This is a genomic window from Nocardia jinanensis (assembly GCF_014645735.1).
GTDB classification, from domain to species: Bacteria; Actinomycetota; Actinomycetes; order Mycobacteriales; family Mycobacteriaceae; genus Nocardia; species Nocardia jinanensis.
Genome location: NZ_BMMH01000006.1, coordinates 349700 through 362074 on the forward strand (window position 1 = coordinate 349700; position 12375 = coordinate 362074).

Here is a 12375-nt window from a genome sequence, read left to right on the forward strand (position 1 = left end):
TCGGCGACTCCGATGGAGAGCGACACGCGACCGGCAGAAATCCGGCGGGAGATCCGGCGCGCGACCCCCCCGGAGCACGAATCGAAGGGGAAACCCCGCACGGTCCGGCGTGTACGCTGCGCGCCGATCCGCCCGTATGACCATCACAGTCACGGTCACGGTCGAGATGTGGCGGCCCTCGACACTCGCTGCTCGCACAGGACCACGCCGTCGAAGGCCTCGCGGTGAGCGCAGACAGCAAGTTCATCTGCGCGATCGCCGGGTTCTCCATGCAGCAATCTGTGACAGTCGCCGATACCACCCGCCGACCCGTCGGGCAATCCGCGGTGCCGATCCGCGACATGATGTCCATCGCTCCCGGCCTGTACGCGGCCCCCGAGTACAGCCTCGTGCAGATCGATATCAGTGGATTCGGCTGACCCATACACGCTTTCCCCGGAGGAAACCATCGCCGGCCGACCCTCTCCGGCACAGTCCTGGCGCCGCCGCGCGAATCTGTGCCGCTCAGCCGCAATGCACCTTGAAAGTCTGCCACTTGTCATCACCGATGAGACCGCCCCAGTCGATGCACTCGCCCTTCGCTGCAACTTTCACCGGGCCGGCGAACTCGGTGTAGTCGGCATCATCGATGATCACATTGCTGCGATCCTTCGACGTCCGCAGTCCGGCGCCCATCCGCACAGGTTTCCCCGGCTGGTCCCGCACGGTGACGACGCAGTTCTTCTCACCGTTGTAGGTGAGGTAGACGGTGCCGCCCCTGAGTTCGCGTGAATCGATCACGTCATATCCCTTGCCGCACTGACCGCCGTAAGTTGCCGCGGACGCGGTTGCGGGGTGGAGTACCGCCACTCCGGCGGTAATTCCGATTGCATACGCGCACACCGCGATTGTCTGCCTTGAATTCATCACGTAGAAATCTCCTTCGAATGGCGTTCGTTTCAGCGACCACAATTCTTCGGCTTCGGACCCGAAGGGTCTGTACGCGCACCGACATCCACTGTGTGTCCGAGCCGACACAAAGACTCGCCGAAACCTCATGCGGGCCTTGCCGGGCGGTATGTTTCCTCGTGCGTGGGAGGAACGAGCGGGACGATCACCGCTGCTACGGACAGTCCGGCGGGCGACTGTGGAGAGTCCCGGAAGCTATTCGGTGATCGGGTCCAACGCGGACGAGGGTGTCGAGGCCGACGAGGGCGTGGACAGCGGCCGAACCGTTCAGCGTGCAGAGCCGGGCGGCGTCCGCCCCCTGATCCACGGTGACGGTCTCACCCAGTTCGCCGACGGTGGTGCAGACCCCGTCGACGAGCGGAAGCTGTCCGAAGGTGTACACGAGGTTCCGGTGCGCACCGCGGGCAGGTATGCGGCGGCCGGTGTGGGCACGGTCGGCAGGGTGATGCCGAGCTCGCGCAGCCGTTCGGTCCAGGTGGTGATCGTCATGTGGTCGAGAGACGTTTCACGTTCGTCAGGGCTGTGGGTTCGAGGGAAGGATTGCGGGATTGAGGATTCCGGCGGGGTCGAGGGCGGATCGGATAGAACGCATCAGCTGGAGGTCCACCGGGGTGCGGCCGAGTCCGATCCACGGCGCCTTCGCACGTCCGACCCCGTGCTCGGCGCTGATGCTGCCGTCGTGTCGGGCGACGAGGCGCAGCACCATATCGGTCACGGCTTCACGCTGATCGTCCGCGACGTCGAGGAGATTCACGTGGATGTTGCCGTCACCGATATGCCCGAAGCAGATCGCCCGCACTCCGGGGAAAGCGTCGCGCATCCGGACCGTCAGCTCCGCGAGGAAGCTTTCGATCTCGCGGAGCGGCGTGGAGATATCGAGTTTTACCGGCGGCGTCGTCGAGACCGCGCCGACCGCCTCGGTGTGGCTCTCCCGGTAGTTCCACAGCCGGTGCGCCGGACCGTCCTCGATCGCCGCGTCGACGATCACCGACTCACCCGCGGTGAGCGCGTCGAGCAGCAACTGCTGTGCGTCCGCCTGACCCGACACCTCGACCAGCAAGGCGAACGGGGTGTCCTCCGCGAACGGCGCCCGGAGCGATTTGTGGTGCTGGACCAGGTCGATTCCCGACCTCGTCATCAGCTCGGCGGCCTCGAGGGACAGACCGGACCGCTGCAGCGTGTCCACGAACTCCAGTGCGCCCCCCACCGATTCCACGCCGACGAGTGCGACCTTGGTGGCTCGCGGGGGTACCACCAGCTTCATGCGGACCCGGGTGATCACCGCGAGGGTACCTTCGGCGCCGGCGAGCAGGCCGGGCAGATCGTAGCCGACGTTGTCCTTGGTGAGTTCTTTCCACCGGGTGAAGACGGTGCCGTCCGCGAGGACGGCCTCGACGCCGAGGAGCTGCGCTCGGGTGTTGCCGTTCTTGATCATCCGGATGCCGCCCGCATTGGTGGAGACGATGCCGCCCATCGTCGCCGAATCGCGCGACGCCAGGTCGATGCCGAAGTCGAGCCCGTGGTGGCGGGCCGCGCGCTGTGCCTCCGCGACGGTGACACCCGCGCCCGCGTCGATCGTCCGGCCTACCGGATCGACCCGGTCGATCCGGTTGAGCCGCACCGTGCTGAGCACGATCTCGCCGTGCATCGGGACGGAGCCGCCGACCAGGCCGGTGTTGCCGCCCTGCGGAACGACCGCCGCCCCCGCACGGTGACACGCCGCCAGTACCGCGGACACCTCGTCGGTGTTCGCCGGCCGCACGACGGCGGCGGTATGCCCGGTCCAGCGCCGGGTCCAGTCCGTGACGAAACCCGAGATCAGCTCCTGCTCGGTCAATACGTGAGCCGCACCCACGATTTCGGTCAACTCATCTGTGAGCGACCGGGTTTCCACCGTCATTCTCCTACTTCCTTCTACTGACCGGCGCGAGGCCGGTGGCGACGGGGATGTCCGCGGCGGTGGCGCCGCCGAGGGCGGCTTCGCCGCTGCTGCGGTGTTCGTGTCGTATGCCATGGGAAATTCTCGTTGTCAGACACATCACCGCGATCGCGGTGCGCGAGGGAGAGCCTCCTCCGACGTCACCGTCGCGTCCAAGACAGATTCTCGATCGGTGATCACTTTTCCTTATAATTGCAGGATGAACCTCCAACGCGCCCGCTATCTCGTCGCGGTGGCAGAGCACTCCAGCTTCACGCGGGCCGCCGCGGCACTGCACGTCGCCCAGTCCGCGCTGAGCCAGCAGATCAAAGTGCTCGAACGCGAGGTAGGGGTGACCTTGATCGACCGGAACGGCCCGCGGATCGGACTCACGGATGCGGGCGTAGTCGCCGTTCGCGAGGCGCGATTCCTGCTTGTTGCCGCGGATCGGGCACTGATGCGGATCCAGGCCGCCGCCGGCGGGAGCGCGACACTGCGATTCGCGCATACCCGATCCTGGGCGGGCGGCGCCATCGCCCACACCCTCGACGCGTTCCGCACGCGGTTCCCCGACGTCGCGATCGACGAACATCGAGGCTTCACGAAGCGGAATCTGGAGTTGGTGCGGGAGGGGGTGGTGGACATCGCCGTAGTGCGGCCTCCCGTCGACGAACCCGATATGACCGTCGAGGTGATGGACCGCGAACCACTGCTACTGGCCGTTCCGGCGAACCACCCGTTCACGACCATGGACCGGATTCGACCGGAGCAACTGGTCGACGAGCCGGTCGTGTTCTGGCCGCGCTCCAACGGACCCGGCATGTACGACTGCATCGTCGAACAGATGTGGCCCGACACTGCACCGCGCGTGGTGCGCAGTGAAGCCGACGACGAACAGGTCCTGCACGCTGTGGGGGCGGGAGTGGGGATCGCCCCCATGCCCGCCGGACGAGCGAACACCTTTCGCGTTCCCGGCGTCCATCTCTGTCAGCTCGACGGGCCCCCGAAGTATCTGACCGTCGGGATCGCCTATCGCCCCGACAATCCCAACGCGGCTCTGCGAGACTACCTCGAATTGATCTGAGCAGAGGCGGCCCCCCGATCGCTGCCACGGCGCAGACCGAACTGCGGATATCGAGCTCTACCTGCGGTCTTGCCGGCGTGGACGATGGCGGTCAGCATGGCGATCAACAGGAGGATACTGAGGAGCGGGACGAGGTCGAGGGGCAGTGTGTAAGCCATGACGAGACACGCGGCGGCGTCGATGAGAAATGCGCAACCCCAGGCGAGAGTCATCAGTCGCATGGCACGGCGAAAGGTGGGGTCGTCGCGCCAATTGTCCTGCCAGGAGCGGGCAATAGCCTCGGGTAGCAGAGGCAACGTTGCGGTGTCGGCGAGTAGTAGTGCGGCTGTCACGGCGCGACTGCGGCAGGTGCCCGCTGCCTGTGTCGACGATGTTTCCGAGTGCGCTGTCATGACGGGTTCTTCCTGGTGGCTCGGTCGACCATGGTCACCAGCTCGGTGGTGTAGGAGTCGATGTCGAAGCCGGGGTCTGCGATGCGTCCGCCCGCGGCGTCGACGGCGGCTCGAATGGCGATGGCCATCGGCCGGGTCGCGAACGGGCGGAACTCCCCGGTTTCCTGCCCGGAACGCAGGAACCCTTCGAGGTGTCGAACAAGTCCGTCAGCGGGTGGCGGCGCCGCACTCGCCGACTCCGGTTGGAAGTACATCCTCACCCTGCAGGCGCCACCGGGGGAAATCCCCTACGCCGGCCAGGACGGAGTACTCGCCGAGGGCCGAACCGGCGTTCCCGACGCCAATCTCCGTCTACCTTCCGGATCGGCGAGCGGTCTGAAGAGCGGTTCCTCCAGTGGGTCCGGCGGGTAGCCGAGCCGAACGAAGGCCCGGCACGGTCAGCGGGATCAGCGGGATCGCGGTGAACAGGTGCCGAGGCACCAGCGCCGCCACCGTGTTCGGTGCCGGCACCAGCACCGGCGCGGCGAACCCCACCATCCCCGGCCGGCCGGCACTGTGCCTTCGTCGATTCCGGTAGGCCGGGCTTCCTACACGAGATCGCGGGGGATGCGGCGATGCCAGTTCTGTGAGTACACGCGCTTTTCGGCGGTGCGTGGATCGGCACCGGGATCATCCAACTCGAAAGCGTCCAATTCCGCGTCGAGGATGAACTCTCCGGGTGTGCAGCGCAATGTGGTGTGCGTGGTGACCTCGGTGCGCCAGTCTTCGCGCTCGAGGCGGCGTACCGTGCGGGTCTCGCCCCATACCGAGGTCGGGTCGTTGCCCCGGAAGCTGAACCATTCGGTGGTCGCCCGGCGCACTACTGTGCCGACATCGTCGAGCACGATCGTGCCCTGATCGTTCTCGATCTCCAGGGTCGAAACCCCTGTTACCAGATCGCGCTCGACCTTCCAATGATGTGTACCCGGTTCTACCTGCCTCGAGGGTGCTTCCGGAGCGGCTTCGGCCGGCCCGAACCGACGCAGCTGCCGGTCCTCGTCCCGGGGTGGGCGCTGGGGCAACGTCAGCACGCTCTGCCCAGTGGTGACGGTGAGCATCGCCGGCTCCGGCGACGGCCATGCCAGTGGCCAGTAGGAGGAGGACACCGACAGCCGGATCCGGTGGCCGGGCGGAAAGGAATGCGCCAGCCCGTTCAACGGCACGCGCACCCGGTAGTCGTGGCCCGGTTCCAAGGGTTCGGGAGCTTCGCTGCCGCCGCGGTGGGTGAGGTTCAGCAGCCCGTAGGTCACCCGGGTCGCCTCACCGTTGGGTGCCACGTCGGACAGCCGCGCCGCCACCATCGCGTTGGGCCGGTCCGCCGATACGGCCAGATCCAGCGTGGGAACGCCGAGCACCTCGAAAGCCGTGTCCAGCGGTTCGGTTTCGAACACGAGGGATCCGCCGTCCTCCTCGCGCTGATCCGAGGGGAGGTCCGGGGTCGCTGCGTAGGACGCCCACTTACCGGCGAACGACCCCACACTCAGCGGTGATTGCACGGAGAGCGAGCGCTGCTCGACCTGCTCCGCGGCTTCCTCCAGGGCATGCCTGGTGAGCGTGAATTGGCGCGGTACCAGGTTCGGCGACGGCCAGCTCGGTTCGCCCACCCAGCGTCCCGGCCGGTCGTCGTAGGTGGGCTGCGGTGTCACGCTGTCCTGCATCCATGCCCGCAGCATCGGTTCGTCCATCACGCCGGTATCGCGGCCCTTGAGCCAATGATCCCACCAGCGCACCATTTCCTGGAGGAAGCCGATCGCGGGCCCCGGGACCCCGAGATGCGGATACTTGTGACCCCAGGGTCCGATCAGTCCGCGCCGTGGGACGTCGAGATGCTCGAGCAGCCGGAAAATCGCGTTGGTGTAGCCGTCGGCCCAGCCTCCGACCGCCAGGACCGGGCATTGCACCGATCCGTAGTCCTCGTTGACCGAGGCACGTTTCCAGTAGTCGTCACGGTGCTGGTGCTCGAGCCATCGCTCGATCCACAGCCCACTGCCTTCGAGACGCTGGTGCCACAGTTCCCGCCAGCGATCGCCGACGATGGCGGGATCCGGTGGCAAGCTGTTGAACGCGAACATCACTGTCGCCTCGGACAAGTTGTCCGAGAGCAGGCAGCCGCCCATATAATGCATATTGTCGACGTAGAGATCCTCGGTCGCCGAGGCGCTCACGATCGCCTTCAATGCCGGCGGCCGGCGCGCAGCGACCTGCAGGCTGTTGAAACCGCCCCAGGAGATCCCCATCATGCCGACATTGCCGTCGCACCACGGCTGCGCGGCCAGCCATTCGATCACATCGCAGGCGTCGTCGTGTTCTGTGGCCAGGTATTCGTCGGTCAGGACTCCGTCGGAGTCACCGCTGCCGCGTAGATCAACCCGGACACTCGCGTAGCCGTGCCCCGCCGTATACGGATGGTTGAGCGCGTCGCGGGCGCGGGTCAGATCACGCTTACGGTACGGGATGTACTCGAAGACCGCGGGCACCGGTTCCTCGGTGACAGGCCGCCAGAGCCGCGCGGCGAGCTGCGCGCCGTCACGCATCGGGATGAAGATGTTTTCGGTGTCGATGACCTGGTAGGGAAACTTGTCGACGGTACGCAACCTCAGCGGACCTCCTCGAATTCGAAGGGCAGGGCATCAACGGCATCGCGATAGCGCTGCTCGAGCGCCGCCGAATCGCCGGCACCGATATAGAGGGTGGCGAGCTTGTAGCGATAGGCATCCTGGTTCGGCAATTCCGACAGCCGCTCCCCGACTCCGACATCCACCTGTACCTCGGTGCCCGGGAAGCGCTGCCGCAGCGCCTCGATCTCGATGTCGCTGGGCACCCGCGTAACGATCCCGTCCTCGTAGCGGGGCACCATGCACTGTGCCGCAACCGCGAATTCGCCCTTGCGATGCGGCATCCGCGGCGGAATGCCGAGGGCCACATCGATGGCCACGGCATGGTTGGAGCAACCGTCCACCTTCGCGAACAAGTCGCTGTGCGATTGTGAGATACGGGTGTTGACCTCGATGAGCCAGAGTTTCCCGGTCTCGGCATCCCACATGAACTCGGAGTTGAAGCAGCCGTTGTCGTAACCGGTGTGACGCAGGTATCGCTCGGTGACATCGATCATCTGCTGCTGTACATCCGCGGGCACCGTGCAGGCCGGATAGTCGAGGTGATCGAAGCTGAGCCCTGCGGCGTCCTTACGCATATCGAAAACGCCGTGCACGTGGTATTCGCCCCGGAACATCGATCCCTCGGGAGCAGCCTGGGTGCCCGTCACGATCTGTTCGGCCAAGCAGGTTCGCCCGCCGGCCGCGCGGATACCATCCGGTACATCGACCCGGGCCAGTGCTCGATCGAACGGGTCGGCGATACGACCGATCTCGGCACGGATCTGCTCCACGGCGGCGGCGAAGGCCTTCGGGTCCGATACCTCGAATCCCAGCTGCGAGGAATGTGATTTGATGGGCTTCACCCAAAAGGGGAACGGGATATCGATATGGTCCAGAGCATTATCGTCGAAGGGATCGAACGCACAGAACCGCGGAACGCACTCGGGTACTATTTCACGTTGCAGTACCCGACTCCAGTACTTGTGCTCGGTTTTCAGCACACTCTCCAGATCGGCTGAGGGCAAACCGAACTCGTCGGCGAGAATCGGCACGATCACGCTGGTCGGGAAGTCCCAGTGCGCGACAAGCGCGTCCACCCGCCCATCGAGGGCACGCAATTCCGCGCGTGCCCGATCCAGCAGCTCATCGAAATCGAATTCCTCGGCGGATACCAGGGACTCGTAATCGAGTAAACCGTGTACGGACAATTCCACGGGAAGGTCGACCGTGCCGATTTCGTCACGCTGAGCCTCGGTGAGGGCCGGCACAAAAACATTTTTCTTCACACGGGCCGTGTTATCCCACAATCCACGGGCCAAACGTTTCTGCCGGAATTCACCTTCACCTGGAACGACGACTGTGTGTTGTTGGGCATCGAGACTGCGGTTCTCGCGGTCCGGGTCGACCGGCGAGAGACCGGATGCAGCCTCGCCGGGCAGGATGGCCGACTCGACCGCGACAAGGCCGCCACCGCGGCCGTGGCCGGCCGCCGCCGGATCCTGTTCCTTGCGCAGGCCCATGACCGCGATCGTAGGAATACTGACGCACATCCGGCGGAATGGAAGTTCTGGGTGCCGACCATGGGCGGGCTCGGGGTGCGGTGGAACGGGACTCCGCTGGTCGGCTCAGGGCCGGAACACCGCTCGGATACATCCCTGCTCTTTCGTCTTGAACAACTCGTAGCCGCGTACCGCGTCCTCCAACGGCAGGTCATGAGTGATCAGATACGACGGATCGAGGTCGCCCTGCTCGATGTAGTCGAACATTCGCGCCATGTACCGCTGCCCGTGTTGCTGAGCCGTACGGATGGTGAGGCTCTTGTTCGTGACCACCCCCATCGGGAACTTGTCGGTGAGCCCGTAGATGCCCAGCACCGAGACCACTCCGCCTTTGCCGCAGGCGAGGATGGCCTCCCGCAGTGGGGTTGCACGATCGGTTTCCAGACGAAGCAGCTGCTTGACTCGGTCGTAGACCTGTTGCAACCCCGTCCCGTGGCCCTCCATACCGACCGCGTCGATACACGCGTCCGGTCCCCTGCCACCGGTGATCTCCCGCAGAGTCTCCTGAACGCTGTCCACCTTCGTGTAGTCGATCGTGACCGCGTCGAATCGCTCCCGCGCCAGCGCCAGACGTTCGGGAAACCGATCTATCACGATGACTCGCTCCGCGCCGAGCAGCCCGGCGGAATGCGCTGCCATCAACCCCACACCGCCCCCGCCCCACACCGCGACGGTGTCCCCTGCGGAGATATCGCAGAAGTCCGCGCCCATGAGGCCGGTCGGTACCGCATCGGAGCAGAACAGGGCCTGTTCGTCGGTGATACCGTCCGGGACGGTGAAACAGTTGACGTCGCCGAACGGGACGCGGATGTAGTTCGCATGCGATCCCTGGTACCCGCCGAACGGATGGGTGTATCCGTAGATACCGCCCGTCGGGTACCCGAAGACGGGCTGCTGCAGGGCAGCGTTCGGGTTGGTGGTGTCGCATATCGAATACTGGTCGTGTGCGCAGTAGCGGCACGAGCCGCAGCCGATGAACGAGGGCACGACCACTCGCGCGCCGACCTTCGTCGCGGCGACCTCCCGGCCCGTCTCGACGACCTCGCCCATGAACTCGTGACCGAAGACGTCTCCCGCGCGCATGCCCGGGAGGTAACCGTCGATGAAGTGCAGATCCGAACCGCATGTGGTCGTCAGTTTCACCTGCACGATCACATCGTGCGGGTTGACCAGTACCGGGTCGGGGACGGTCTCGACCGCGAGATCGTTGACACCGTTCCAGCACAGTGCACGCATCACTCCTCCTCGGTCGGTCGGCGGCGCGCGCTCGGGTTCTGCTCGAGTGTGGGCACCTCGCCTGTTTGCAGCAGCGCACGCGCGCGATAGAGAACCGTGAAGATCGCCATACCGCTGAGCTGTTCCGGCAGCGGCGCTTGCGCCGACATCCGGACCTCGGTGCCCAGTTCGTGCGGGGCGTCGGCGAATCCGAGCTCCACCTGCACGAGGTCGGTATCGGTAGCGTCGACGAATCGGAGCCCGTCTTCCTCCGCGACCAGAACACTCTCCCAGTTGATGAGCTCGTGGCCGTCGCGCCGCACCGCCCACTCGTAACGATCCGGGGCAGTCGAGCGCACCTCGGCGATCCCGCTGAAGACGCGCGATAGATTCTCGGCATCGCGCCAGAACTGTGCCGCCGCCGCACGCGGGCACCTCATTGTCAATGTCTGGCTGGTGCTGCCGCCGCTCACCGATCCCGCGGCTTTGCCGGCGAGCGTGACGAGCTCTTGTTTCACCTTGTCGAGATAGTGCACGAGGCCCTTTCCCTTCGCATGTAGCCACCGTGTCTCGTCGTTCGCTGAACGGACCCTGCCGGCCGCCGGTATGGACCAGCGGCCGGCAGGCGATCACGGTGCGGGCGGGTCGGGTGGTTGATCGGTTTTCCGTCCGCTGGCCATATCCCGGAGTTTGTCCATTGCGGCGGCGCCCAATCCTGCTGTCCGCTGGGCACCGGGGCTGGATGGGGTGCCCGGGTGCGGGCGTGTCGGCGCAGTCTTCTTCGCCGCGGCCATCCGATCGCCGAGGCCCGCCATGTCCTGCGGTGGTTCGATCTCGGCGAACCGCGGCCACACCTGGTCCTGCTCGTAGTCGATGTGCTCGCGCATCGCGGCGATGAACTCGGTGAGGGCCTGCTCGAACTCCGGAGCCCCGACCTCGGAGCGCTCGATGCGCTCGAGCAGTTGTTTGCCCGTGTCCTCTTGTTCGAGGGCACGGTCGGCGAGTTCGTCACCGTCGGGCAATGCCGTGCGGACGGCGGGCCAGAAGTACTGTTCCTCCACCGCCTCGTGCTGGGAGGCGGCGATCACGAGGCTGGTCGCCAGGTGTGCGCGGTTCTGTAGCTCGATCTCACTGTCACCGCGGCCGCGTTCGAGCGACTCGATCATGCCGAGCACGCTTTCGTGCTCGCCGCGTAGAAAAGTCAACGCATCCACGGTGGTCTCCCTTCTCTGCCCGAATTCCTCAGGCGGGCCCGTGTTGTTCGTGGGTGAACTGCTTGGTCCCCACTACCGCAGGGCTGCCCTCGGGATTGGCGGTCGCGCCCTGGTTCTCCCGCTCACCGGTACCGAGCCAGTCGCGCACCGGATCCTCGACGTACTGCCACTCCACGCCTGCGGGCCACGGTCCCTGACCTTCGTTCCACGGACCGCGCGCGCTGCCGTCGCCATTGGACATGTTGAACGCGACATTCTGGAAGCGGTCGTCGCCGGGCAGCACGCCGGGCGGGAAGTTGACCGGCAGTTCGTTGAGGGCCGCGGTGAACTGCTGGAAATGGGCGACCTCGCGCGACATCAGGAACGACAGGGTGTCCTGGACACCGGAATCGTCGGTGAACTGCTTCAAATACTCGTAGACGATCTTGGCGCGAGATTCCGCGGCCAGGTTGCTGCGCAGATCCACCGACGGCTCACCGTTGGAATTGACATACGCCCCGCTCCAGGGAACACCGGCGGAGTTGCCCACATCGGGGCCACCCCCGCGCAGCGCGAGGAACAGCGGATCGGTAGCGACTTGGTGGATGGCCTGTTCCTTCCCGTCGGCCGAGGCGATCACCGGCATCCAGTCGCAGTGCTCGTTGGCCTGCTTCAGGTCATCGTTGAGACCGTCCAGCAACATCGTGATCATGTTTCCGACGATCTCGAGGTGGCTGAATTCCTCGGTGGCTATATCCATGAACAGGTCGTACATCCTCGGGTGCTTGCGGCGCAGTACGAAGGCCTGGCTGAAGTACTGCATGGCGGCCTTGAGCTCGCCGTTGGCACCACCGAACTGCTCCTGTAGCAGTGTCGCGAACCGCGGATCCGGGCGCTCGACACGTACCTCGAACTGCAGATCCTTGTTGTGGATGAACACTCTCACTCCTCATGATCGGGCCGTGTCGACCCCCACGACCTACCGGCGCCGCGGCGGGAAACAGCATTGAACAGAAGTTCGACTGCGAGTGCGCCTGCGCTTACTCGAAGGTCTTCGCGGAGCCCCTCGAGTCCGAAAGAAATCATCGGGCGACCTGGGCACTGACCGATGCGCGCCATTCGGCTCGGTGGTATCGGCCCCTGAGCGTGATCCCACCGTAGGGGAACACCCGCCCTCCAGCAGGGAAATCGGAGGGCGTGTCCAGCTCACTGCAGTTCTCGCCGGCCTGCCGAACTCGAGCGGCGAAACAGTTACATTCCGTCATGGCGTCGAGCAGGTGAATCTTCGGGATCCGGTAGGCCGTTACGAACTCGGATCGCTAGTGGCGGCCGGAAAACGGTGGCCAGCTCGAGGTGATGTACGCACTGATATGACAACGCCGGTGTGACTAGTTCACGCCATTTCGTGGCGGCGGCCCGGGGCATCGCGA

At 65.4% G+C, this 12375-nt stretch carries 12 protein-coding genes and 1 pseudogene; 2 read left to right on the forward strand and 11 right to left on the reverse strand.

The genetic code is table 11. The features are described 5' to 3' along the window. Nucleotides 1-224: 224 nt before the first annotated feature. Nucleotides 225-419 (forward strand): hypothetical protein, encoded by a 195-nt coding sequence (locus tag IEY68_RS17075; RefSeq protein ID WP_058856012.1) that lies wholly within the window; start codon nt 225-227, stop codon nt 417-419. 85 nt (nt 420-504) lie between these two features. Here IEY68_RS17075 and IEY68_RS17080 read toward each other — a convergent pair whose 3' ends face one another. The 3 genes and pseudogenes from IEY68_RS17080 to IEY68_RS17090 all read right to left on the reverse strand — a co-directional run bounded on the left by IEY68_RS17080 (nt 505) and on the right by IEY68_RS17090 (nt 2848). Beyond that, nucleotides 505-780, reverse strand: a complete 276-nt coding sequence (locus tag IEY68_RS17080) for a hypothetical protein (protein WP_229718835.1) — start codon at nt 778-780, stop codon at nt 505-507. Between the two features lie 382 nt (nt 781-1162). Further along, nucleotides 1163-1437 (reverse strand): annotated as a pseudogene (locus tag IEY68_RS17085) (RidA family protein); the annotation flags it as partial. Between the two features lie 25 nt (nt 1438-1462). Continuing rightward, a complete protein-coding gene (locus IEY68_RS17090; protein ID WP_189094343.1) occupies nt 1463-2848 on the reverse strand; it encodes an FAD-binding oxidoreductase in 1386 nt (461 codons plus the stop codon). A 238-nt stretch (nt 2849-3086) separates the two neighbouring features. Between IEY68_RS17090 and IEY68_RS17095 the strand changes: the two genes are divergently transcribed. Continuing rightward, nucleotides 3087-3950 (forward strand): LysR family transcriptional regulator, encoded by an 864-nt coding sequence (locus IEY68_RS17095; protein ID WP_058856015.1) that lies wholly within the window; start codon nt 3087-3089, stop codon nt 3948-3950. Here the strand turns inward: IEY68_RS17095 and IEY68_RS17100 are convergent. From IEY68_RS17100 to IEY68_RS17135, 8 genes are all read right to left on the reverse strand, one after another. Then, nucleotides 3932-4342 (reverse strand): DUF3159 domain-containing protein, encoded by a 411-nt coding sequence (locus tag IEY68_RS17100; protein ID WP_156426305.1) that lies wholly within the window; start codon nt 4340-4342, stop codon nt 3932-3934. The genes IEY68_RS17095 and IEY68_RS17100 overlap by 19 nt on opposite strands. Further along, nucleotides 4339-4596: a hypothetical protein gene (locus tag IEY68_RS17105; RefSeq protein ID WP_058856017.1), complete on the reverse strand. Its 258-nt coding sequence runs from the start codon at nt 4594-4596 to the stop codon at nt 4339-4341. Before IEY68_RS17105 ends, IEY68_RS17100 begins: the two co-directional genes overlap by 4 nt. 333 nt (nt 4597-4929) lie before the next feature. After that, nucleotides 4930-6975 (reverse strand): CocE/NonD family hydrolase, encoded by a 2046-nt coding sequence (locus IEY68_RS17110; RefSeq protein ID WP_058856019.1) that lies wholly within the window; start codon nt 6973-6975, stop codon nt 4930-4932. A 2-nt stretch (nt 6976-6977) separates the two neighbouring features. Beyond that, entirely contained in the window at nt 6978-8498 is a 1521-nt protein-coding gene (locus IEY68_RS17115) for an ATP-grasp domain-containing protein (RefSeq protein ID WP_229718836.1), read from the reverse strand. A gap of 105 nt (nt 8499-8603) precedes the next feature. Beyond that, the gene (locus IEY68_RS17120) at nt 8604-9773 is read right to left on the reverse strand and encodes a zinc-dependent alcohol dehydrogenase (protein ID WP_058856020.1); all 1170 of its coding nucleotides are present in this window, start codon (nt 9771-9773) and stop codon (nt 8604-8606) included. Beyond that, nucleotides 9773-10288, reverse strand: coding sequence for an SRPBCC family protein (locus IEY68_RS17125; protein ID WP_058856021.1), 516 nt, complete (start codon nt 10286-10288; stop codon nt 9773-9775). Before IEY68_RS17125 ends, IEY68_RS17120 begins: the two co-directional genes overlap by 1 nt. Before the next feature lie 93 nt (nt 10289-10381). Continuing rightward, nucleotides 10382-10966 (reverse strand): hemerythrin domain-containing protein, encoded by a 585-nt coding sequence (locus IEY68_RS17130; RefSeq protein WP_058856022.1) that lies wholly within the window; start codon nt 10964-10966, stop codon nt 10382-10384. 28 nt (nt 10967-10994) lie between these two features. After that, the gene (locus tag IEY68_RS17135; protein WP_058856023.1) at nt 10995-11885 is read right to left on the reverse strand and encodes a manganese catalase family protein; all 891 of its coding nucleotides are present in this window, start codon (nt 11883-11885) and stop codon (nt 10995-10997) included. Nucleotides 11886-12375: the final 490 nt, after the last annotated feature.

Coding starts and splice junctions, on each gene's coding strand:
- IEY68_RS17100 (WP_156426305.1), bottom strand. CDS start 4,342: ATGACAGCGCACTCGGAAACATCGTCGACACAGGCAGCGGGCACCTGC.
- IEY68_RS17090 (WP_189094343.1), bottom strand. CDS start 2,848: ATGACGGTGGAAACCCGGTCGCTCACAGATGAGTTGACCGAAATCGTG.
- IEY68_RS17095 (WP_058856015.1), top strand. CDS start 3,087: ATGAACCTCCAACGCGCCCGCTATCTCGTCGCGGTGGCAGAGCACTCC.
- IEY68_RS17105 (WP_058856017.1), bottom strand. CDS start 4,596: ATGTACTTCCAACCGGAGTCGGCGAGTGCGGCGCCGCCACCCGCTGAC.
- IEY68_RS17115 (WP_229718836.1), bottom strand. CDS start 8,498: ATGGGCCTGCGCAAGGAACAGGATCCGGCGGCGGCCGGCCACGGCCGC.
- IEY68_RS17120 (WP_058856020.1), bottom strand. CDS start 9,773: ATGCGTGCACTGTGCTGGAACGGTGTCAACGATCTCGCGGTCGAGACC.